Source organism: Candidatus Pantoea gossypiicola, assembly GCF_008632075.1.
In the GTDB taxonomy this organism is placed as follows: Bacteria; Pseudomonadota; Gammaproteobacteria; order Enterobacterales; family Enterobacteriaceae; genus Pantoea; species Pantoea gossypiicola.
This window is the reverse complement of the sequence record NZ_VWVM01000004.1, coordinates 35,193-57,828: the sequence shown is the minus strand read 5'-3', so window position 1 is coordinate 57,828 and position 22,636 is coordinate 35,193. Positions and strand designations below refer to the sequence as shown.

The following is a 22,636-nucleotide window of genomic DNA, read 5'->3' as shown; positions in this document are numbered from 1 at the left end:
TATTTTCAGTGGAACAAAAATATTTATATTTAAGTCGCAAAAGCAGACCGAAAGCTTATTATCAACGTGCAGAGAAATAGAAACCTGATTGATTAAAAAAATAATTTATACCGTCACTATTCATCTTCTCACTTAATACCCGCAATAAAGAAAGGCACCCGCAGGTGCCCTCAGAACTCTGTATACGTTAAAAAGCTTATTTCACCAGACTTGCCAGTAAAACTTTGGCTGTCTCGGCTGATGAACCCGGGTTCTGTCCGGTAATCAGCAACCCGTCCTGCACAGTGTAGGATTGCCAGTCATCACCACGTGAGTAAAGACCGCCATTCTGTTTCAGTACATCTTCCACCAGGAAAGGCACAACGTCAGTCAGGCCAACGCCCTCTTCTTCACTATTAGTAAACCCGGTGACTTTCCTGCCTTTTACCAGCGGGGTGCCATCGGCGTTTTTCACATCGCGCAGAACACCTGGCGCGTGACAAACCAGCGCCACCGGCTTGCCAGCCTGCAGGGTTTGCTCAATCAGCGAAATGGAGTGTTTATCGTTGGCCAGATCCCATAAAGGACCATGACCACCCGGATAGAAAACGGCATCAAACATTTCCTGATTAACCGTATCAAGCCTTATGGTTGAAGCCAGCGCGGCCTGAGCAGCAGAGTCCGCATGAAAACGACGAGTTTCATCAGTCTGAGAATCGGGCTCGTCACTTTTTGGATCGAGTGGAGGCTGTCCGCCCTTCGGTGAAGCCAGGGTAATTTCAGCGCCCGCATCCAGGAATGCATAATAAGGTGCCGCAAGTTCTTCCAGCCAGAAACCGGTCTTCTTGCCAGTGGTGCCCAACTCATCATGCGAGGTCAAAACCATTAAAATCTTCATTTATGCTCCGTATAACAGTCAGTCGGTCTCAGGTGTAAGGATAGTCAGAACCAGCGCGTAAACCGCTATCTTCTCTGTTGACCTGTTAATCATGGCGCGCTTCAGAATATTTATGTAATTTATTTCTTTAATTTAAGATATTCACACAGCATTATTACTTAATGAAATACGATCTGAATTTACTGCCGGTTCTGCTGGTAATGATAGAAGAGCGCAACGTCACTCGCGCCGCAGAGCGGCTGGGTATTACCCAGCCGGCACTTTCAAATGCCTTAAACCGGCTGCGGGAAACGCTCAACGATCCCCTGTTTATCCGCGAGCGCTACGGTATGCGCCCGACACCAAAAGCGGAACAGCTGGCCCAGGTGGTTGGTACTGCCCTGTCATCCATCGATAAGGTGATTCTTGGCCAGCAGGACTTTGATCCGCTGCACGCCACCCGACTCTTTACCCTCGCACCTAACAGCTATGTTGAATTCATCATGATGCCTGCCATTGTGGCACGTCTTCGTGACTGTGCGCCCGGTATCAGGCTTCGCCTTACCCCTTTTGGCAACGACGTAACCGAAACCGGCGTAATTTCAGGCAATACTGATATGGTGCTGGGTCGTATCGTTGAACCTCCTGATAATCTGGTTGTGCAGCACCTGATGAATGAAGGTCTGGCCTGTGTGATACGCGCAGATCATCCGCTGGTGGGCGAAAACCTCAGCGCAGAACAGTATGAGCAGCTCAAACACGTTAATGTCCTGCCGCCTGGCCGTATGCGCGCAGGTTTATATCAGGCACTTGAAAAGCGTGGCCTGCGTCGTCAGGTTGCCGTGTCGGTGACACATTTTCTGGCTGTACCGGAGATGATTGCGGTCACGGACTACTGCGCGACCCTGCCTCGCCTGATCTGTCAGCATCTTTCCCGAGATCAGCGGCTCAGAATTGTTCCCGCGCCGGTTGACCTCGGCACTTTTCCGGTTGAAATGGGCTGGCATGCGCGCTATCGCGACGATCCTGCACATCGCTGGTTCAGGGGTGTAGTTGCAGAAACAGCCCACGCGCTGGCCGACCCTCAAATAAACAGTTAGCACGGTCACCATTGCCGCACTAATAGTTAATATTGATATGATAACCTGAGTTACTATTATTCCCATCGGAGGCCAATATCCTCCTCATTCATAACTCAGGAATATGACCATGAAAAATGTAAAAGCACTCTCAATTGCCGCCCTTGCCACTCTTTCACTGATCTCATTTGGCAGCTTTGCCGAAAGCATTTCTGTCACCTCTTCCACACTGGATGGCGCAGAATCGAAAATCGCCGCTCAGGCTCAGGAACAGGGCGCACAGTATAAAATTACAGAAGCGAACACCAATAACCGTGTTCACATGACCGCAGAACTGTATAAATAACGGATGGTCGCAGATGGATTTGCCAGAAGAGGCTGCCCAGTGGGCAGCCTTTTTTGTGCCTGATCAGGCAAGACGGGTGGCAGGCGAGCTACCGGTGCGCCACCATAAAATCAGCGCCGCCAGGGCTATCGCTCCGAGAACTGCAAACGCAGTGCTGTAAGAATAACGTGCGGCGATCGCTCCGGTCATGGCCGGGCTTAGCGCAGCACCTGCGCCCTGCATCAGCATAATGACGCTCTGCCCGGCATTCACATGGCCGGTCCCCCGCATCAGAGACACAATATAGCCCGGCACCGCCACGCCAAGAATCCCTGCCGCAATACCATCCAGAACCTGAACCGGAATGACAAAGAGCGGTTCGGCAAAGCCTGCTGCAATCACCGCGCGCAGCGGTAAAATCATCAGGGCGACCATGATAAACAGGCGATAGCCGTGCGTTTCCACCCGTTTAGAGACCCACAGCGCGACCGGGATCATCACCAGCTGGGAAATCACCACCGTTGCCGCAGCGTACAGACCGGGACTCACCGCCGACTGTCCGCCTGCCGAGGCGACGCGCATGCTCAGCATCGGTAACAGTGCGGCATTGGCAAGATGAAACAGCAGCAGCGTTACGCCCGCTATCATCAGTGCTGGCTTACGCATCAGCATCAATAAGCTCAGCGCTGGCTGACGCTCTTCATTCTGTTCATAGCCTCGCGCCACCTCGTTATCAATCTCATCACCGCGAATCGCCAGGGTGGCGAAGGCAGCAAAAACCGCCATTACTGTCATCAGAATAAAGACGGCACCCATGCCCCAGTACCAGGCTGAAAAACCCGCCAGCAATGCTGCAATGGTATTACCGCCATGATTGAAGGCTTCATTACGTCCCATCTGATGGTTGAAGCCGCGCTGACCGGTCAGACCCAGGGTAATCCCCGCCACGGTTGGACCGATAAACGCCGCAGCAATTCCCGCCACAATTTGTGAGACCATCGCCGTCCAGGTCTGATTGCTGTACCACAGCAGCAGCGTAGCAACGGTGATCACCAGACAACCCAGCAGCACAATCATTTTTTTATGGCGGGTCGCATCGGCAGCTATCCCTGCAGGCAGCGTGGCAAGAAGTCCGGCGATGCCGCCACAGGTCATCACCAGTCCGATTTCATCAGGACGCCAGTGCCGTTCCGTCAGAAATATGCCCAGAAAAGGCCCTAACCCATCGCGGACATCGGCCAGAAAAAAGCTCATTAAACAGAGCGCATAGAGTGAACGCTGAGACATGTTATTTCCCTGGAAGGTAAGTGTTAAAGGCAGTAGCGCTTCGGTTAACAGGGAAATTATGTGTTACAAAGAAGAAAGTCACATTTCGTTATAGTAACAAAATGAAAAAGGCCATCCGTCACACTGTACGAATGGCCTGATACTTTTCACTTCGCGTGGGAAGGATTATTTATCCGTGCCGAAACCCTGTTTCAGCAGGGCGGGCAGTACAGCCGGGAAGTAGATGTTTTTATAGTAACCGCTGACGCTTTCGCTCCAGCTCTCACCGTCGTGACGACCGATGTTTTTCCAGTGCTGAACCATCTCGTCGTTGTAAGCTGCAATCTGCTGCTCCAGCCCCTGCGTCTGATAGGTCTCATCATGGCGGAAGGTTGCTATTGGCAGACGTGGTTTCTGATGAGCGGGTTCATCAACGTGACCGATGACCACTCCCGCAACCGGGAAGGTCAGCGGCGGCAGCTCCAGCAGTGAAATCATCGCCTGTGGATCGCGGCGAATTCCGCCAATCGGCACAATGCCCAGACCTTCTGCACGCGCAGCGGCCATAACCGAGCCCAGCGCAATACCGATATCGGTAGAACCCGACACGATGCTCTCAATGCTCTGATGGGCAATCTGCTGCTGATCGACAGCCGCCATTCCCACCGCCGATTTATGCATGTCCAGCACGAAAGTGATGAAGACCGGTGCTTTGGCAATCCAAGGCTGACCACCTGCAATTGCGGCGATCTCTGCGCGACGTCCGGCATCACGCGTGATCACCACAGAAACCTGCTGTGAATTTACTGATGTCGGTGCGCGGTAAGCGGTACTGATAATCCGATCCAGCACCGCTTCATCGACAGGTTGCTCAGTGAAACTGCGTTCACTTTTATGACTTGTAAAAATATTAATCAGTTCGCTCATGGTTCCTCCCATATAAAGCGCAACTATAACAGTACTATTTCTACACGCTTGGTAATTAATGGGTTTTACCGCAGGATTTTGTGACTGTCTTTAATTATGTACACGCCTATGTACACCTTCAAAATTATATGGCGAAAGTTGCCAAATTTACATTGTAGGCCGCAGCGGCTCATACACCGCTACAATCGTGGTCGTGACTTTTTCCAGCACGATAGTTCCCTGAATCTTGTTTACATAATCACCAATAGACCATATATTTAATATGGCTAATCACCTTGCCATAACAGGCGCTAGTTACAGGATTAGCTGGTTGGTGATGTACTCTCATTTTCTTTGCTAAGGGATTCAGCATGGCACTTCATGGAAAAATGATTCTCAACGGCGCTGATTATGCGCCATTCAATCTTTATGGTGTGGGCGTATTCATGGCGTTCTCTGGTAATGGCATTTACCGTAATAAGGGGGCATGTGGTGCGATCAAGGGCGATGGGCCGTTACCCCCAGGAAAATACTGGATTGTTGATCGTGGGGCAGGAGGCTTTTTCTCCAGAAAAAAAGCACAATTTCAGGACACATGGAATAAGGTTCGACACGGTGCAGCCTTTGGGCGCGATGAATGGTTTGCGTTATACCGCGAGGACTGGAGTATTGACGATGGTACATGGATAGATGGCGTATATCGCGGCCTGTTTAGGTTGCATCCTGGGACAATCTCTGAAGGTTGCATAACCATTGCGCATAACTCTGATTTTGCAATGATCCGTACTGCACTGATGAACACAACATTAATACAGGTTCCCTGTATGCGCTCGCTAATGGCGCGAGGCTGGGTAGAGGTGGTGGCTAATGGCACGCAAACTTGTCCATAACATTACAAAAATAATTATTTTTGCTTTTATTATGAGCGTAGTGATGCTATCGGTTAAAGTCCCTGATAAATATATCAGTCAAAACCTCGTCAAGAAATTAGCCTTGTTCATCAGTGGCGATGTAAATAGTGAATCAATGTATGATGCTTATTTTTATATTGATTTAGCCACTGTAATTTTAATCACATCAGCAATTTATTTTTTTACAATGAAGTTATTTAAAAAATTAAGGAGCAAATAAAATGCCAATTCCTCCATACATGTGGCTCAAAGACGACGGCGGCGCTGATATTAAAGGATCCGTAGACGTACAAGACCGTGACGGCAGTATCGAAATTATTGGGCTTAGCCACGGCATTAACCTGCCAGTGGACAGCGCAAACGGCAGAATAACCGGTACGCGGCAGCACTCTCCTATGATGATTGAAAAAGAGGTTGATAGCTCTACGCCGTATCTCTATAAAGCAGCAACTACAGGCCAGACGCTAAAAAGCGCCGAGATTAAATTTTACCATATAAATGATGCTGGGCAGGAAGTTTGTTATTACAGTGTCTTAATGGAGAATGTTAAAATAACCGGCGTCAATTGCGGCGTGCCTAATGTAAAGTTAGCGGGAAATGATAAGATGAATCATGTTGAAAGTGTGAGCATGCAATATGAAAAAATTACCTGGAAAATTGTAGACGGTAATATTCAGCATGCAGACGCATGGAATGAAAGGCATACAGCGTAGGCAATAAAAAGCCCGGCAATAGCCGGGCTGGTGTTGGCAGATCAAATTAAAAACAAAAACTTTCTATAAAATTTCATTATTAAACATATTGTTATTACCCAGGCTATCACACATCCCGTTATTACAAACTTCCACGCCGTTCTCCTTTTCATGAACTTAACTCCCTGTATCTGTGATCAAAATATACGCAGTTTTACATTGGCTCTAACTGGTTGTGCCGATCAATTCTGGCAGATTGATCGATGATACAGATCAAACGTCATAACTCATTGTTGAGAAATGGATTTGTAGTACGCCTGCCAGCGGTAAATATTCGTTCGGAGGCGGGCAGCGCATTCTGCAGTTGCAATATCAGCCAGTAAATCATCATCGCTATTAACAGCAGAATTACTTATTTTGCATGGTGGTAACATCAAATCCGGCGATATTGTTGGCCGCGTCGATGGCACGCTGACGCATCCGGACAGCATCAGGATCAAAATCGCATTTATTACGATCTGGTTTGCTGACATATTTAATTACGTCTCTGTATATGGTTCGGTAAACAATTTGCTGTTCTGCAATAGCTGCAGCGGCGGTATTTTCGGACGCCTGCAGCGTCGTGGCCGCGCGTTCGCGTTTCTCCTGCGCCTGTTGGTTAATTTTATCTCCATGTGCATACCAGCCGGCCAGACAGCGCATCTGGCCACAGCCCCAGCCAGCAGCCAGTAAAATGACGCCAAATAGCGCCCAGCGACGAATGGCCATCACAGCACAATAAACACGGCACGGCGTGTGCCATAGACAGCACGGCCCAGAATTCGACCACTGCCCCTGCAGGACGCGCCACCTGTCGCCATGGTTAACCCGATCGCGTTCTCTTCCGGTACATCTGCAGTTGTCCACATTTCTGCCTGCCCGGAAACAACCGCGATCGTGCGTTCGTCGGTACCCTCATAAACTACCGCCCAATCTTCTGTAACGGCGATGTTTTCTGCCTCTCCCATGACTACCTCATTAGCTCAATTGTGGTGATATAACGAAGCCCCCAATGCTCAGTGGCCAGCGGTAAATTAAACGTGTCGCCGGTAATGTCGTGCGTCTCGCTATCGCCATTGCTGAATGCAATCCGCATTGAGACATAACCGTCTGTATTCACCGTAACCGCAGACGCTGCACGGCTGTTTTTCTCTGTCGTCTCATTTACGATCGGGGATGTACATAATGCGCCCGTCTCCAGCTGGGCAAATCCAGCGGGGAACGTGCCCCCATCACCCGATTTAACAAACCAACTGATCGCGTAATCGCCAGCTGCTGGCCATTGGCCATAATCAGCATTTTGCGTTTGCCAGATTGATGGCGTTGATTGACTGTATGACTGCCCGTAACGCAATCTCAGGCGAGATCGTTTTGTGGCGGTAATAGCAAACGTCTTGCGCTGCCAGTTATCTGGTAATGCGCCATATTGCGTCCGATGAACATGTTCAACGCTATCTACATCCTGTGAAATGATGTAGGAATTACAGGCCACCGGGATGCGCCCGATCGCGCCGCCATCAGGCGCGCCGGTGGTGTCGATCACCAGATCGAAATCGTCGCTTTTTACCAGGTACTCCGAGACAGTAGCCCCACGGCTATATGCCTGCAGATTAGTCGCCGCTGGTTCTGGTTCGTGGCGCTCTGCTGCTATGCCGTTGACGTATTCAAGTGGCCATTCATTCGCAGCACTGAGCGCCAGATGTCCGGATTCGGTCCGGTAAAAATGCGCCGGCCCGGTATAGGTCAGGCGCGGATCTATCTCGTTGGCCTGCAGGCTGATAGTCAGCGTTTTGGCGGAATCATCCGGCGTCAGTTGTTGGGCGTTTGATGGCAAAACACCACCGCCGGCGATCGTACTGGCGCCGATATAATGCGAATCAGAAAAAATCAGACTCATGACAGAAATAGCCCCCGCTCACGCTGCCGCCACTGCCCAAAACAACAGGCAGCCGCGACGAATTGCTGGCAACGCTGGAAACCATCGATCCGGAACGGGTGGCCACTGAGCGCAGCTGGTGAACACGTCCGGCACGTAAGAAGAGTTGATCGCCACGGTTAAAAAAATCCGCCCAGGCGCCACGTTTGCCGACGAGATTTACGCCACCTGGAAGGGCAGCGACGACGGCCGCACGCTGATTACGCAGAAGCAAATGCAGCACGCCAAAGCGCTGAGATCTGCCCTGCTGGTACACCCTACGATTGAGCTGCTGCTGCAGCATCCGAACCGCGAAAGCGAAGTCTCATATTTCGGTTTTGATGACGATACCGGGTTAGAACTGCGCGTGCGTCCGGATGTGGAAATCAATACTGGTACTGCGCGCATCGGTCTGGATCTGAAAACTATTTCGATGTGGGGCGTTAAACAGGACCAGGTTAAAGCGCGGCTGCCCCGCGAAATAATCAGCCGCGATTACCACCTGAGTGCCGCCATGTATTGCGACGTGGCCGGACTGGATCAATTTTTCTGGGTTTTCATCAACTCCGACGAGGATTACGCCTGGCTGGCTAATAAAGCATGGCGCAACGTTACCAAAACCTATGGCTGGCATACGCATTTTCGCAGCAAAAAAGCATGGAAAGCATTTTGCCGCGAGCAAGCCAGATATACGGCATTTAACGCTGTAAACGATAACGAGCTAATGGAGTGTTATTTGGACGCCGAAGACCATGTACACACCGAAATACTGGCCTGGGATTAACTGTGGCAAGTAAGCGCCGCTTGAGACGCAAACAGTGTGAAGAAAAGGCCCGCCATACGACTGTGGCGGGCGCTGTGATAGCAATTCGAAAACTACATCAGAGATATGGCCATCGCGGGCAAATGAGCGTTTACCGCTGCCCACATTGCGGGAAATACTACATTGGCCACCAGCCTGGACGCAACGGCATTGGTTCAGGTTGGAAATAGAAAGAGCGAAAAACAATGAAAAAAGTTAAATCGGCAATGACACATGAAGATTCAAAAATTGACATAGCAACACTACTACAGATGCCGTATCTAAATCTGACTGAAACCGCCCTGCTATTGCGCGTTGCGCCGCAAACTATACGCAAGTGGGTATCCGTAAACGGGCGCACAAAGCGACCTCACAATCCCGCGTTCCCGGTACCGGTTCGCCGCAGCCGTTTGACGTTTCGAACCTGCGACATCATGAGTTATCGCGAAGATAGCGCCGCCAGCACAGACACTTTACCCTCCCCATAAACCCACGCCGTGACGCGCGCCCACTACAACGAGTAGGCGCGCCGCTGTTCCTCAATATAGTCATGCCTGTCATAAACCTGCCATATCCCCGGCAGTTTGTGCCCCAGCATTATTTCCGCAATATGTGGCTCCGTCAGTTCGGAAAAATTGGTGCGCGCCGTTCGGCGCAAATCATGTAATGTCCAATGTTCCATTTCAATGCCCAGGTACCGCCGCCCAGCGTTAATTATTAATTCTGGAATATCAGAAGGGGTGGCGCGCCCCTGGGGGCACGTCGCGCTGTTTCTTTGCAATCGCATACTGGCTATGGGAAGAGTGATCGAATAATTTCTTCAGCATTTCCTTTGCCTCTGGAATGATTGGTCTAACCAGCGGCTTTCGCGTGCGTTTACCGGTTTTATGATGCGTTGGCAGAATTGACCAGAGCTTTTTTTCAAAATCAAAATGTACTTTTCTGCGTACGATAGTTCACCGCCACGACAACCAAACAGCAAGCACAACTGAACCAGCAATTTAAATTTTGGCGCCAGCCTGCTGGCCTGCATCGCACGGAAAATGGTCACGATTTCATCACTGGATAAAACACGATCACACTGCGTCAGTATGATCCCTAAATCAGCAACACGCAGATCGCTTAATGGTGAGGTTTTGATTAACTGGCGGCGCACAGCCCAGTTATGAGCCTGCTTTGCGTTGCTCAACAGCCGGACCGTAATAAACGGCACTTTTCGTGCCAGTGGTTCCAGTAAATTTAACCACATACTAATGGGCGCATTCTCATGGGGAACACTGCCTAATTGCGGAAAAAGATGCAGTTCAAATGACCGCAATACCTGCTGATAATCACTCTTGTTTTCGACGCCATATCTTTCGAGCCATGCCCTGATCACGTCTTCAACGGTCAGCGCAGAATATGCCTCATTGCGTGCCATGCGCTTTAGTAAACGAGGATTGCGGTTTTGCTCAAGCTCGCCACGCAGTCGGGTGGCCTCTTCACGCGCATCTTTTAAACTGGTAGCGGGATAGGTGCCAATATCAACACGTTCGCCCTGCCCGTTCCAGCGGTAGCGGTACTGAAAGGTGATTCGACCTTTGCAGGATATCCGGGCAGATAGTCCGTCACGATCCGTTTTTACCTGAACTTTTTCATTTTCCTTGCCCAGCATTGAACGCAGGGCAGCATCTGAGAGCGCCATAGATTCGTAGGAGATTGGGAATTATGTACACCAGTATGTACACGAAAAAAGGGAAGTGAAGGGAAACCACAGGAACATTGAGGAATAGTATACCCAAATGTTACTGGCTTTTTTTGGCGATTCGCCAGCTATCGCGGTAATACCCGGAATAGCTGGGAACCTAAAGAAAACATAAGGAAAAGAGCCTGTTATATAGCGCAACAATAGCAGTAAGTCACAGGGAAAAACTTAACCGTACTGGTCATGCTGTCCGGGCATGTCAGCCTCCCCAGCGGCTTTTAAGATAGCTTACCGCCTGCTGAGTCTGAGGCTGATTCAGATAGTTCTCTCTGAACAGAATGGTGCCATCAATATTGGGATTTGAATCATTCAGGTCGAGCTGCTTTTTCAGTTCAGGCACGCCACCCTGAAGCGTCCAGTCAGGTTCAATATTTGATGGCTCGCCGACTTTGTAGAGCGCAAGACCGATGTAGAGCCGGGTTTTAGTCGGTTTCACCACCTCTGCCCACCAGTTTGCCAGCACGTCATATCGGGCAGCCTGACGGGAAAAAGGCCAGTAGAGCTGCGGGGCGATGTAATCCAGCAGACCCTGCTGCACCCAGCGGCGGGTATCCGCAAAGGCCTCGTCGTACGCCGCGGCGCCTCGGGTATCGGAACCAGCAGGATCGTGCGACAGATTGCGCCAGACGCCCGCCGGACTGACACCAAATTCAACCTCTGGCTTCAGCTGTTTGATAGTCCGTGACACCTGCTCAATCAGTTGCTGAGTATTGTGACGTCGCCAGTCCGCTTTACCAGCAAAGCCCTGCCCGTAGCGACTGAAGGTCTGATTATCGTTGAGCAGCGAACCTGCTGATTCGGCATAGAAGTAGTCATCGAACTGCACACCGTCGATGGGATAATGCGCCACCACCTCGGCCACAATGCTGGTGATCCAGTCACGCGCCTCAGGAATGCCCGGATCGAGCACGTAGCGATCCCCTGCGGTGCGGATCCAGTCGCGGTGCAGCACAAAAACGCTGGCCGGATGCAGTGAAAGCGTGCGGTTCAGTTCGCTGACGGTAGAGGGTTTGGTATTGACCGATACCCGGTAGGGATTAAACCAGGCATGAACTTTAATGCCGCGCTTGTGCGCCTCATCCAGCATAAACTGCAGCGGATCATATCCCGGGTCTTCACCGATTTTGCCGGTCAGCATATCGGACCAGGGGAGGATTTTTGAGGGCCAGAGCGCCGTGGCATCCGGCTTCACCTGAAAAAATACCGTGTTAATACCCAGACTTTTCAGCTTATCCAGCTTGTCGGTCAGGGATTGCTGCTGCATGCGGATACGCAGCGCCGGACTCGTGCCATTCACCGACGCGACGGGTGGCCAGTCAAGACGTGACACCGTGGCTAACCAGACGCCCCGCATTGGTTGATTAGCCTGAGGCTGTGCTGGCTTGCCGGGCACAGGTAATGGCTGTTTCGTGACCGGCGGAAAAGGGGTCACCAGCGATTTTGGCGGTTCGGATGCGCAACTGACCAGCAATAACGCCGCAGCCAGCGCAGCGCCTCGCTTAATAGCCGCTCTGGCCTGTGCAGAAAAGGGATTAAGGGCGATGATAAACTCCAGTATTTTCTGGTCGGAACGCAAAGAGCTGTATTCTCGGTGACGCTGATGAAATGTCAATGTGTTAGCACAGCTCCAGCCCTGAAACGGCTGCGTTTTAACACCCCATGAACCGCTAACGCGGCGGACTAAAGACCATCCCTGCGGACATAAGACAGGCTTTGAGTGTGCCAAAAGCGTCCTGACACTGCCGCTCATTGACGCAGGCATAACCCAGCAGCAATCCGCGCGCCTCCTGCGGATGCATATAGTATTGCGAAAGCGGCCGCACTTTGACCCCGCGTTTCAGCGCCTCCGCAGCTATCGCCACGTCATCCGCGCCCGCTGGTAGCGGCATCACCAGATGCAGTCCCGCTTCATGATTGAATGCCGGTAAAAAGGCTGGCCCCAGATAGCGCTCAATCAGCCTGCAGAGAAACTGCCGCCGCTGACGATAAAGCAGGCGCATCCGGCGAATATGCTCCATGTAATGGCCCAGCCGGATAAACTCCGCCAGCGCCCGCTGTATCAGCAGATGGCCGCCGCGATAGAGTTCTGCCGCCGCGATGCGCAACGGCTGTGCCAGTGGTTTCGGCACCACCATGTAGCCAATACGCAGAGCGGGATAGAGTGTCTTGCTGAATGTTCCCATGTAGATAACCGGTGCATCGGTTTCCAGCCCCTGCAGTGAGGGATGAGGCTGACCGGAAAAGCGAAATTCGCTGTCGTAGTCATCTTCAACAATCCAGCTCTGATGACGGCGAGCCAGAGCGATCAATGCCTGACGACGCGCAAGGCTCAGGTGCACCCCCAGTGGATATTGATGAGAAGGCGTTACAAACACCATTTTAGGGGCCGGACCACTGTCCGGTACCAGGCCATGCTCATCCACCGGCATCGCGCGAATCTTCAGGCCATTCATGCGCAGCAGATTACGTGTTCCCCAGTAGCCCGGTTCCTCCATCCAGACCCGATCGCCGGGATCACATAACACCCGCGTCACCAGATCAACCGCCTGATGAACGCCTTCGGTAATCAGGATCTGGTCAGCATCGGCCCGTACGGAACGCGCCACCCGCAGATAGTCCACCAGCGCATGGCGAAGATCGGGACAACCGCCGCCGCTACTGTAGACCAGGCGATGTACGTCAGGTTCGCGGTTCAGCCGCGCCTGAATCTGGCTGAACAGCTTGTGAGGGAATTCGGTGACATCGGGCGCGCCGGGCACAAACGCGCCCCACTGCCAGGGCGATGCAGTGGCATGCCCCAGCAGACTGGCACCCCGCTTCGACAGCGTAGCGGGTCGTTGCGCCCTCACCGCCTGCAGATCGGCAATCGCATCACTTTGCAGAGCATTCTCCGGCAGCGTCTCGGCAATCCACGTACCGCTGCCGGTACGTGCGGTGACATACCCTTGCGCCATCAGACTTTCATAGACATGCATTACCGTGTTTCGCGACACGCCAAGTTCCCGCGCCAGATCGCGGGTTGGCGGCAAACGGCTTCCGCGGGGAAACACCTCTTCCGCGATTGCGGCCTGCATACAATTCAGCAGCCGCTGATGTAATGAGCCGGTTCTTAAAAACTGTAACCGTGCTAATAGATGATCTGCGTACAAGAGTCGCAATTGGCTCCACCTTTCCTCTGAGAATTGGCTCTGGCAACTCACCACGCCTCAGGCATAAATAAACGTGTTTGTCGGGAATTGTAAACACGCATATTAACGAGGTGGATGAAATGAGCGAAAATAATAACCTGATGCAGCAGCGCAAAGCACAGGCTCTCCCTAAAGGTATCGGTACGCTGTGCGACTGGTACGTTGCCCGGGCAGAAAACGCCACCTTATGGGATCAGGCCGGTAACAGCTGGATCGATTTCGCTGGCGGCATCGCGGTGCTGAACACGGGACACCGCCATCCACGTATCGAACAGGCCATTGCCGATCAGTTAACAAAGTTTACCCATACTGCGTTCCAGATCACCCCCTACGAAAGCTACATCGCCCTGGCCGAGCGCATCAATCAGCGGGTGCCCATCGCCGGAGCGGCCAAAACGGCCTTCTTCACGACCGGCGCGGAAGCGGTGGAAAATGCGGTCAAAGTGGCGCGTGCTTATACCCGTCGTCACGGCATCATCACCTTTGGTAACGCGTTCCATGGTCGTACATTCATGACGATGGCGATGACCGGTAAAGTGGCACCCTACAAACGGGACTTTGGCCCGATGCCACCGTCGGTATTTCATGCACGCTACCCCAGCGCGGTTCAGGGGATCAGCATTGAGGCGGCACTGACCAGCCTCGACGAAATCTTTACCCAGGATATTGCCCCCCATGATGTAGCCGCGATCGTGCTGGAGCCGGTGCAGGGTGAAGGCGGATTCCATGCCGCACCGGCAGAGTTTATGGTGCAGCTACGGGAGCTGGCTGATCGCCACGGCATTCTGCTGATTGCGGATGAAGTCCAGAGCGGATTTGCCCGGACCGGCAAACTGTTTGCCATGGAGCACTATCCCGTGAAGGCCGATATTATCACCATGGCAAAAAGCCTGGCAGGCGGCATGCCGCTTTCCGCTATCGCCGGTCGCGCAGAGGTCATGGATGCGCCTGCGCCTGGGGGCCTGGGCGGAACCTACGCCGGTAACCCACTGGCTATCGCCTCAGCCCATGCGGTGCTGGATGTGATTGAAGAGGAGCAGCTCTGCCAGCGCGCCGTTGATCTCGGTGCCCGGCTTGAAGCTGAACTGCAGGAACATCAACGCAAACATCCGGACATTGCTGACGTACGTGCGCTGGGTTCAATGGTGGCGATGGAGTTCTATCAGGCCAGCACCGCGCAGGCGGTTCAGAAGATGGCAATGGAACAGGGCCTGCTGCTGCTGACCTGTGGAGCTAAAGGCAACGTCATTCGCTTCCTCTACCCACTCACTATTCCTGATGCCCAGTTCAGCCAGGCGCTGACCATTCTCTCCACAGTAATTAATCACTGTGTTGCCTCTGCCGGACATCCCGTCGTCCCGGCCTGATTTCGCTGTGCGTTAACGCAAGCCTGTTCCCCTTTCGTCCGGCCGCGCAGGCCGGGCGTCGCCTGGAGACGTTTACATGACGATGACTCAGAGTGCGAATGAAGATTCGCTGGCTCAAAACCTGAAACCGCGCCACGTGCGTATGCTCTCAATTGCGGGTGTGATTGGCGCAGGGCTGTTTGTCGGCTCCGGCCACGCTATTTCTGAAGCGGGTCCTGCGGTGCTGATCTCTTATGCGGCTGCCGGTGCGCTGGTGGTGCTGATTATGCGGATGCTGGCTGAGATGGCCGTTGCTTCACCCGATTCTGGCTCATTTTCAACCTATGCGGATAAAGCGCTGGGCCGCTGGGCCGGTTTTACCATCGGCTGGCTCTACTGGTGGTTCTGGGTGCTGGTGATCCCACTGGAAGCCAATGCAGCGGGGACAATTCTGCACGCCTGGTTCCCCGAAGTCGCTATCTGGCAATATACCTTTGCCATCACGTTACTGCTGACCATTACCAACCTGCTCAGCGTTAAAAATTATGGGGAGTTTGAGTTCTGGTTTGCGCTGCTTAAGGTTGTGGCAATCATCCTGTTCCTGGCTGTGGCGGGTGCGGCAGTATTGGGTCTGCTGCCTGACAGCAACACCAGTGGCCTGTCGCATCTTTATGACACGCACGGGTTTATGCCGAACGGTATAGGTGCGGTTGTAGCGGCCATCCTGACCACGATGTTCTCTTTTATGGGTACCGAAATCGTCACCATTGCCGCTGCCGAGTCGAAGAATCCTGGCAAGCAGATTACCCAGGCAACTAACTCGGTTATCTGGCGCATTGCGCTGTTCTATCTGCTGTCGATATTCTTTGTGGTCGCGCTGGTGCCGTGGAACACGCCTGGCCTGGTTGAACAGGGTTCATGGCAGACGGTATTGACGGCGATGAACATTCCGCATGCCAGACTGATTGTCGATCTGGTTGTGCTGGTGGCGGTGTGCAGCTGTCTTAACTCTGCACTCTATACTTCATCGCGCATGCTCTACTCTCTCTCTCGTCGCAAAGATGCGCCTGCTGCCGCTTCACGCACCAATCGCAGCGGCACGCCGTGGGTTGCGGTGTTGCTCTCGACCGCCGCTGCGTTTCTGGCAGTCATCGCGAATTACCTTGCGCCGAGTGTGGTGTTTGAGTTTTTACTGGCGACGTCGGGGGCGATTGCGCTGCTGGTCTATCTGGTGATTGCCGTATCGCATCTGGTGCTGCGTAAAAAGCGCGAAAAGGCGGGTGAAATCCTGAATTACCGGATGTGGTTATTCCCAGGCCTCACGTGGGTAACGATTCTGTTTATCACGACCGTACTGGTGATCATGTTGTTTGACGCGAAGCATCAGGCTGAATTACTGGCAACCGGCGGATTAACGCTGCTGATTATTACCACCAGTCTGGTTCTGCGTCGTAAAAAGGAAAAGCGTCAGACCACGAAGTACTTCACTCAGCGTTCTTCTGATCCTTCGTGATTCCCGGATGTTTTTTGTAAAACTAAAAAATGCCCACCTTTAGCAATAAAGGTGGGCATTTATCTTTTTCCATCCGCGAACCGGCATAGCGCTTAATAACACATAGGATAAAAGAGGTTTAATAAATCGCCTGTATCATCAGCCTGCACCGTAGAATTCACTCATTCCAATCTCCTGGTCAAGGTGCAGCTCATTGTTTCTTGCTGAATATCTGTACGGAAGATTAAACCTTATTATGTGAGGGGCTTTATGCTTGCCTCACTCTCTGCGAGTTATGACCTGCAACGCGCTGGATTTTTCAGGTAAACACTAAAATCGGTTATGGGAATCAGAGATAGCTTACCTCAATAATTCCTTTCGATTTCTCAGGGTTAAACCAGTGCATTTTTACTTCTACAGGCAAGCCAGTCAGGGATTCAGGGTTCATCACGTCAGCAGTCGTGACGACAGCCTTGCCACGAGCGGGATCATAGCAGTCAAACACAACAGGATTCTGCCCGATATTCATATTACACGAACCGTTCGTTATGGCTCCCCTGAAGATGATAGTGCCTGATTGTGAGTCTGCACGCGCTGGACCAGCCAGGGCCATCAGCAGCAAACTTAAACAGGTCGTTAATAAGAATTTCATTGGTTGTCCTCCTGAGTATGTAATATCCGTTATCGGCTCACATCCTCAAAAATTAAGTGCTAAGTAAGAGAAGAAATGTAAATTTTCGAACACCTGGCCCAATGAAATCCGCAATGAAACAATTGTTAAGAATTATCCTAATCCAGCGAGGCTACGTGAGTGTAGTTCATCGTTAGAAAAAATCATAGTTGAAATAATTTCTTCAGAACAGTTGAGAAAAAATGAGACTCGCAAAGACTTTCATTCTTTTGCAACAGAAAAGCGTTTGTCAGTATCAAAATCTTTTAATTAATATGCATGAACGTTCAAAATAAAATACGGCGCGCATTGACTTGAGGCACAATGGCGTTATCAACGCGAATAGTACCGAAAACGCTTCTGGCTTATTCCAGATACTGGCTGAAGCGCAGCAGATAACCGTCCGGATCCTGTACCAGAAACTCCCGCTGGCAGGCGGTTGTCCCGTCAGTTTCGTAATGATTATCCCGTAGCGCCCGATAGAGCGGAACGACGTACTGCTGTAAACGCGTCAGCACAGGTTCAATGTCATCGACTTCGATCTGGAAATTGATGCCCCGCCCCAGTGGCCTCTCCAGTTCAGCGGTGTTCCAGCCCTGCGGGTGGTACTGTTCAATCATCAATTGCGCCTCACCATAACAGAGGTATGCGAAGTCAGGATTCTGACGCTGGATCCGCACGTCAAAGCCCAGCACAACGGTGTAAAAATGCAGCGAAATGGCAAAGTCAGTAACGGTGAGTTCTGGCACCATAGGGTTCCAGTACCGTTGTTGATCATCATTCATAAACATCTCCATCAGTATCCGTGTGACTTCCTCTCATCACCGGCTCTGGATGCTGTTTTGCAGTTCATCCAGCATCAGACGCAGCGCGGCAGACTGGTGCTCACGCGACAGGTAAAGCCCCCAGATGCCAATGCGCTGCGGCTCAAAACCGGGCAATAACTCAACCAGCTTTCCCGCTTCAAGCGCATGGCGTGCTTCCAGTTCAGGCACCATCGCTATCCCGCAATCTGCAATCGCTGCGTCACATAACAGTGACGAGATACCCGCACTGAAATTCCCTTTAACGGCGACAGAGATTTTCTCTCCACCTGCCGCGGTGAAATGCCAGCTCTGTCCGGCAAAACGACTGTAGTAGAGGCAGTTGTGCTGCGTCAGATCGCCAGGCAATTGCGGGGTGCCTCGCATCTGGAGATAGCCGGGTGAGGCGCAGAGTACCGAGCGACATTCCCCAAGGCGGCGTGCGATAGCGCCCGGCTCTGGCGCATCAGTGATGCGAATAGCAAGGTCGATGCGCTCTCCAATCAAACTCACCGGCTGATTGTTAATTTCCAGTTCGATGCGCAGTGCGGGGTAACGCGCCAGAAAATCGGGGATCACCGGACCGACAAGATGAAGTGCTGTAAAGTGCGCGCAGGCGATGCGTAACGTTCCGGCCGGAACGCCCTGCGTGTTCTCCTGCTGGATTGCCTCTGAAAGCAGGGCCAGCTGACGGGTCTTTTGCAGAATCGCCTCACCGGCAGGCGTCAGGGTCAGCCGGCGTGACGAGCGATGCAACAGACGCGTTCCCGCCCACCTTTCCATCTCCTCCAGATAACGGCTGATCATCGGGCGCGAGATCCCCAGCGCACGCGAAGCAGCACTCAGGCTGCCCAGTTCGCATATCCGGTTAAAAACGACAGCTGCCGTCACTCTGTCCATTCTGCTCACCTGTTCGGATTATGAAACTCAGCATCTCTGATTTCGGGAATTCTAACAGATAGCCAGATGCGTAGAATAGCGCTACTGATTCTGAACATCGCCCGTTACACCTGCCTGAGTCGGGCATTTATCTCTGAGGATGATCAATGAAAACTGTGCTGTTACCTGTGATGCTTGTTCTGGCTTCCGCCTCCGCCAGCGCAGCCACGCTGCAACTGGAAACCTATAATCCGCAGGAGAAGGGTATTTTTGCCGTCTCCTCAACCCTGGTCTCCGGGCCAACCGAAGCGATTCTGTTTGATGCCCAGTTCAGCACCCAGGATGGTGAGAAGCTGGTAGAGATGATTAAAAAGAGGGGTAAAAAGTTGAAGGAGATTGTGATCACCTCTGGCGATCCCGATTTTTACTTCGGTCTGGAGCCGATTGTTAAAGCCTGGCCGGACGTCAAGGTCGTTGCCGCACCTGCAGTGGTAAAGCATATCCAGCAGACCCATGACGCCAAGCTGAAATACTGGGGCCCTCAGATGAAACAGGGCGCGCCGGATAAAATCTTTGTGCCAGACGTTACGCATCAGACCCGCTTCAGCGTGGATGGCGAGGCGCTGGAACTGCGTCATCCTGATCAATATGCTGCATACATCTGGATCCCCTCTGTGCGCACCATTCTGGGCGGTACGGCCCTTTCCTCTGGCATCCACGTCTGGACGGCTGACACTCAGACCATTAAGAGCCGCAATGAGTGGCGACATATCCTCACAGAAATGCAGACGCTCAACGCGAAAAATGTTATTCCGGGACACTATCTGGGTGCGCGTCCAGCCGGTTCGCAGGCTGTAGATTTCACGCTGAATTATCTGAAGAGTTTTGAAGCGGCGCTGTCAGAACACAAAACCTCAGCAGCAGTGATTGCCGCCATGAACACCGCCTGGCCAAAACTGGCTGAGCCGGCCTCACTGGAACTCAGCGCAAAAGTGAATACCGGCGAGATGAAGTGGTAAACCTGCAGAGAGGTCCGCTAACGACAGAGTGAGCTCCCTTTCAGCGACCATTCAGTGCGGATGCCAGTGGCTGCGAGTAAAGATGACCGGGCGCTATCTTTTCGCCAGATAGCGCCTGTCGTCACGCGCCTGCAACCGTGCCTCTGCCGGTGTGGGAAAGATGTAGTGAAACAGATCGCGGTAAAAACTCAGGTGCTTCAGTAATCCGTCCTGAATGGATTTACGGATGTCTTTAATCAGGAATTCCTGAGTAGTATTGAAGTTAGTCATACTGAAAAAGGTTTTGTCATAGACGTTGACCACCCCCTCCCATTTCATCACCTGCTCTTCCGGAGATACGCCTTCCGAGGCGACAAACATCCCTTTATGGGATTTCACTCCCTGCTTACTGACATAGGTGGTTAACGCGTCATAGCCGCGCTTGTTGCGCCAGCGGCAGAATTCATAAGGCACATCGTAATGTGGCAGTACAAAGTCCGGGCTGCGAAAATGTTCATCGCCGATCAATCCATCCAGGGTAACTGTAAAATGAAGAAAGTCCTGCAGGAAGTCGAACTGACGGGTTTTGGTCAGCGTAACATTAATGGTGTAGTGACCAGCCTGCACATACCAGTAATTGGTAAAGCCGGTCACCAGAATACAGAACGCCTGCCAGTCACTGAGTCTTCTGTCGCCCGCCAGCCCCCTGAAACGGCTGATCATCATCCGTGATTTGGGATGCTGATACGCTTTCAGCAGCGGATCGTTCATACCTTTCAGTAACATCAGGCTCACTCCTTGATAGATTGCGCATATCCTGCCACGCCCTGATCAGGGTGAAAAGTGTCGTTGCTCTGAATATGGGTCTTTCAAAATCTGGCTTATGGTGGGAAAAGCGCTGTCTGGTCAGGCGAAAGAGAAGGCTGTGTTAGCCCGCCGGACATCGGATGCCAGGCGCATATGTGAAAAAATGCGCCTGGCATCCGGACGTCGATATCAGAGCTTAGCGAGGGTTTTAAGCGCTTCCGGGTTCTGTTGCACCATGCGAATTAATAAAACCGCCTGGGCATTAGGTCTGGCTCTGCCCTGTTCCCAGTTCTGATAAGTCGTCTCGCCAGTGTGAAGATAATGAGCAAAGACGGCCTGGGAGAGGTTGAGTTTTTCACGTACGTCACGCAGCTCTTGCGGCGCAATGGTCATAGGGGCGCGCTTAGTAACCTTATGACTCTTCAGGGTGATTTTGCCCTCCTGATGATCCTTGAGCTCCTGCATACCCGTCATCAGTTCACTGAAAATATCGCGTTCAGTCATGTCTCAACCCTTTTTTGATCATATTCAACGCAGTCGCCAGGGCATCACGTTGTTGCTTCGTTAGATCGTCGCGTTGATCTTTATCGTAGATGGTAAACAGGATGAATTGGCCTTGTTCGTCCATCCAGTAATAGATAACTCTGATGCCACCTCTGGCACCCTTGTGCCGGCGCTCATCCCTGTAACGAACCTTACGCAGTCAACCGGTATCCGGTATCACGTCACCCTTTTCAGGGTCAGCCAGCAACATGTTTTGAAATCGCCGATACTGATCATCACTCAGATAGTCAGCCCGGTATTTCTGAAAACTGGAAAGCTCAATGAATAATGCGTCCATGTACAGTGTATTCCCTATCCTCGCGCGGGGGATATTTTATCCTTAAGTTGGGGACACTTCAAACAGAGTCTGTTCTTTTTCCAGCGCCCATCAACTGACGTTTTGCCCTGCTACCCGCACCACCTCACTCAACCGCCCGACCAGCTTACGGACCTTATCAGGAATAAAACGGGCATCCGGGAACACGGCATAAAGATAGCGGTCGGGCAGTCGCCAGTCCGGTAACACCCGCACCAGTCGGCCGGAGGCCAGCGCCTCTGCGCCAGGCAACGTCTGTAAGCCGCCGATCCCGAGGCCGGCTTCAAGGGCCTGCATCAAGGCATCGCTGTTATTAGACCGAAACACGCTTTCCACCGGGACCGAGACCTTCGCGGTCGCAGAGATCAGTTGCAGCGGCGCATCAGTCGCTATACCGCTAAAACGTATATGTGGATGGCGCATAAGGTCATCGGGTGTCTGCGGCGGATCGTTGCGCGCTAGCCACTCAGGGGAAGCCACCAGCACGGTTTCAACCGTGGCCAGCGAACGGGCAGCCAGCGTGGCAGGTGGCGACTCGCTGAGACGGATGGCCACATCAACGCCCTCCGCAACGAGATCCGACAGGCGATCCTCCAGCGCTATATTCAGACGCAGCGCTGGATGCGCCTGCTGGAAAGCGATCAGATGCGGCATCAGTCGCTGACCGATGCCGCTCGGCAACTGAATATGCACTCTGCCGTGAAGCGGCTGCGAGCCGGGCCGCAATTGCTGCTCCAGTTCATCCATCGCACCAAGCAGTTGCCTGACCTGTTGCAGATAATGCTGACCCGACTCCGTTAACGCCATGGTTCGCGTGGTGCGATGTAGCAGCACCACGCCCAGCGCCTCCTCCAGCGCGGCAATCTGCTGGCTGACAGCCGACTGCTTCATGCCGTTTTGTCGTGCTGCCGCCGAAAAGGAACCCGCTTCCGCCACCCTGACGAAGGTCTGAATCGCAGTCAGTTTGTTCTGCATTTATTGATTTTCCTGATAAGTGATATCCGGTTTAGGGGATTTAATCAGAATTTAACGCAGGTGAGAATGCGGCTTCTTTATTAA

The 22,636-nt window shown here is 52.4% G+C and carries 23 protein-coding genes and 1 pseudogene; 9 read left to right on the top strand and 15 right to left on the bottom strand.

Annotation, left to right across the window (positions count from 1 at the left end; all coding sequences use genetic code 11):
* Positions 1-196: 196 nt before the first annotated feature.
* Positions 197-877, bottom strand: a complete 681-nt coding sequence (locus tag F3I20_RS06490) for a type 1 glutamine amidotransferase domain-containing protein (RefSeq protein WP_150037443.1) — start codon at positions 875-877, stop codon at positions 197-199.
* A gap of 161 nt (positions 878-1,038) precedes the next feature.
* Between F3I20_RS06490 and F3I20_RS06485 the strand changes: the two genes are divergently transcribed.
* Positions 1,039-1,956 (top strand): LysR family transcriptional regulator, encoded by a 918-nt coding sequence (locus tag F3I20_RS06485; RefSeq protein WP_150037444.1) that lies wholly within the window; start codon positions 1,039-1,041, stop codon positions 1,954-1,956.
* 109 nt (positions 1,957-2,065) lie between these two features.
* The gene (locus F3I20_RS06480) at positions 2,066-2,281 is read left to right on the top strand and encodes a YdgH/BhsA/McbA-like domain containing protein (RefSeq protein WP_150011679.1); all 216 of its coding nucleotides are present in this window, start codon (positions 2,066-2,068) and stop codon (positions 2,279-2,281) included.
* Between the two features lie 63 nt (positions 2,282-2,344).
* On the opposite strand, the gene F3I20_RS06475 is transcribed toward F3I20_RS06480, so the two are convergent.
* Positions 2,345-3,547, bottom strand: a complete 1,203-nt coding sequence (locus F3I20_RS06475) for an MFS transporter (RefSeq protein ID WP_150011681.1) — start codon at positions 3,545-3,547, stop codon at positions 2,345-2,347.
* A gap of 165 nt (positions 3,548-3,712) precedes the next feature.
* On the bottom strand, positions 3,713-4,453 hold the full coding sequence (locus F3I20_RS06470; RefSeq protein ID WP_150011683.1) for a nitroreductase family protein: 741 nt from the start codon (positions 4,451-4,453) through the stop codon (positions 3,713-3,715).
* A 350-nt stretch (positions 4,454-4,803) separates the two neighbouring features.
* Between F3I20_RS06470 and F3I20_RS06465 the strand changes: the two genes are divergently transcribed.
* Genes F3I20_RS06465 through F3I20_RS06455 form a run of 3 tightly spaced genes read left to right on the top strand, consistent with a single transcriptional unit; the run spans position 4,804 to position 6,056 of the window.
* Positions 4,804-5,322, top strand: a complete 519-nt coding sequence (locus F3I20_RS06465; RefSeq protein ID WP_150011685.1) for a DUF2778 domain-containing protein — start codon at positions 4,804-4,806, stop codon at positions 5,320-5,322.
* Positions 5,300-5,563 carry a hypothetical protein gene (locus F3I20_RS06460; RefSeq protein WP_223811675.1) on the top strand — a complete coding sequence of 88 codons (264 nt, stop codon included), beginning with the start codon at positions 5,300-5,302 and terminating at the stop codon, positions 5,561-5,563. Before F3I20_RS06465 ends, F3I20_RS06460 begins: the two co-directional genes overlap by 23 nt.
* Position 5,564: 1 nt before the next feature.
* On the top strand, positions 5,565-6,056 hold the full coding sequence (locus tag F3I20_RS06455) for an Hcp family type VI secretion system effector (RefSeq protein ID WP_150019466.1): 492 nt from the start codon (positions 5,565-5,567) through the stop codon (positions 6,054-6,056).
* A 387-nt stretch (positions 6,057-6,443) separates the two neighbouring features.
* On the opposite strand, the gene F3I20_RS06450 is transcribed toward F3I20_RS06455, so the two are convergent.
* From F3I20_RS06450 to F3I20_RS06440, 3 genes are read right to left on the bottom strand one after another with little or no spacing between them, the layout of a single operon-like run.
* Entirely contained in the window at positions 6,444-6,803 is a 360-nt protein-coding gene (locus tag F3I20_RS06450; RefSeq protein WP_150011687.1) for a hypothetical protein, read from the bottom strand.
* A complete protein-coding gene (locus F3I20_RS06445) occupies positions 6,803-7,042 on the bottom strand; it encodes a hypothetical protein (protein ID WP_150037445.1) in 240 nt (79 codons plus the stop codon). The genes F3I20_RS06450 and F3I20_RS06445 overlap by 1 nt, the downstream gene beginning before the upstream one ends.
* A 2-nt stretch (positions 7,043-7,044) precedes the next feature.
* Complete coding sequence (locus F3I20_RS06440) at positions 7,045-7,971, bottom strand: hypothetical protein (RefSeq protein ID WP_150037446.1); 927 nt, start codon at positions 7,969-7,971, stop codon at positions 7,045-7,047.
* 145 nt (positions 7,972-8,116) lie between these two features.
* Here F3I20_RS06440 and F3I20_RS06435 point away from each other — a divergent pair, with 145 nt between their 5' ends.
* On the top strand, positions 8,117-8,773 hold the full coding sequence (locus F3I20_RS06435) for a PD-(D/E)XK nuclease-like domain-containing protein (RefSeq protein WP_150011693.1): 657 nt from the start codon (positions 8,117-8,119) through the stop codon (positions 8,771-8,773).
* Positions 8,774-9,302: 529 nt separating this feature from the next.
* Here the strand turns inward: F3I20_RS06435 and F3I20_RS06425 are convergent.
* The 3 genes and pseudogenes from F3I20_RS06425 to pdxR form a co-directional block, all read right to left on the bottom strand.
* A pseudogene (locus F3I20_RS06425) lies at positions 9,303-10,475 on the bottom strand (tyrosine-type recombinase/integrase).
* Positions 10,476-10,734: 259 nt separating this feature from the next.
* Complete coding sequence (locus F3I20_RS06420; protein WP_150011697.1) at positions 10,735-12,111, bottom strand: glycoside hydrolase family 10-like protein; 1,377 nt, start codon at positions 12,109-12,111, stop codon at positions 10,735-10,737.
* Between the two features lie 91 nt (positions 12,112-12,202).
* Positions 12,203-13,693: a MocR-like pyridoxine biosynthesis transcription factor PdxR gene (gene pdxR, locus F3I20_RS06415; protein WP_190285927.1), complete on the bottom strand. Its 1,491-nt coding sequence runs from the start codon at positions 13,691-13,693 to the stop codon at positions 12,203-12,205.
* Between the two features lie 110 nt (positions 13,694-13,803).
* Here pdxR and gabT point away from each other — a divergent pair, with 110 nt between their 5' ends.
* Together gabT and gabP are read left to right on the top strand one after the other, a co-directional pair.
* Positions 13,804-15,090: a 4-aminobutyrate--2-oxoglutarate transaminase gene (gene gabT, locus F3I20_RS06410; RefSeq protein WP_150011701.1), complete on the top strand. Its 1,287-nt coding sequence runs from the start codon at positions 13,804-13,806 to the stop codon at positions 15,088-15,090.
* 82 nt (positions 15,091-15,172) lie between these two features.
* Positions 15,173-16,582: a GABA permease gene (gene gabP / locus F3I20_RS06405; RefSeq protein WP_370452844.1), complete on the top strand. Its 1,410-nt coding sequence runs from the start codon at positions 15,173-15,175 to the stop codon at positions 16,580-16,582.
* A gap of 328 nt (positions 16,583-16,910) precedes the next feature.
* On the opposite strand, the gene F3I20_RS06400 is transcribed toward gabP, so the two are convergent.
* The 3 genes from F3I20_RS06400 to F3I20_RS06390 all read right to left on the bottom strand — a co-directional run bounded on the left by F3I20_RS06400 (position 16,911) and on the right by F3I20_RS06390 (position 18,934).
* Positions 16,911-17,213: a YmdA family protein gene (locus F3I20_RS06400; RefSeq protein ID WP_150011705.1), complete on the bottom strand. Its 303-nt coding sequence runs from the start codon at positions 17,211-17,213 to the stop codon at positions 16,911-16,913.
* Positions 17,214-17,596: 383 nt separating this feature from the next.
* Positions 17,597-18,016 (bottom strand): bleomycin resistance protein, encoded by a 420-nt coding sequence (locus F3I20_RS06395; protein WP_150011707.1) that lies wholly within the window; start codon positions 18,014-18,016, stop codon positions 17,597-17,599.
* Between the two features lie 36 nt (positions 18,017-18,052).
* Positions 18,053-18,934 carry a LysR family transcriptional regulator gene (locus tag F3I20_RS06390; protein WP_150011709.1) on the bottom strand — a complete coding sequence of 294 codons (882 nt, stop codon included), beginning with the start codon at positions 18,932-18,934 and terminating at the stop codon, positions 18,053-18,055.
* 146 nt (positions 18,935-19,080) lie between these two features.
* On the opposite strand from F3I20_RS06390, the gene F3I20_RS06385 reads away from it, so the two are divergent.
* Positions 19,081-19,932, top strand: coding sequence for a Vmh family MBL fold metallo-hydrolase (locus F3I20_RS06385; RefSeq protein ID WP_150011711.1), 852 nt, complete (start codon positions 19,081-19,083; stop codon positions 19,930-19,932).
* A gap of 93 nt (positions 19,933-20,025) precedes the next feature.
* Here the strand turns inward: F3I20_RS06385 and F3I20_RS06380 are convergent, their stop codons facing one another.
* The 3 genes from F3I20_RS06380 to F3I20_RS06365 all read right to left on the bottom strand — a co-directional run bounded on the left by F3I20_RS06380 (position 20,026) and on the right by F3I20_RS06365 (position 22,552).
* Positions 20,026-20,697 carry a hypothetical protein gene (locus F3I20_RS06380; protein WP_150011713.1) on the bottom strand — a complete coding sequence of 224 codons (672 nt, stop codon included), beginning with the start codon at positions 20,695-20,697 and terminating at the stop codon, positions 20,026-20,028.
* 210 nt (positions 20,698-20,907) lie between these two features.
* Positions 20,908-21,222, bottom strand: coding sequence for a helix-turn-helix domain-containing protein (locus F3I20_RS06375; protein WP_150011715.1), 315 nt, complete (start codon positions 21,220-21,222; stop codon positions 20,908-20,910).
* 427 nt (positions 21,223-21,649) lie between these two features.
* Positions 21,650-22,552 carry a LysR family transcriptional regulator gene (locus F3I20_RS06365; protein ID WP_150011717.1) on the bottom strand — a complete coding sequence of 301 codons (903 nt, stop codon included), beginning with the start codon at positions 22,550-22,552 and terminating at the stop codon, positions 21,650-21,652.
* Positions 22,553-22,636 lie beyond the last annotated feature (84 nt).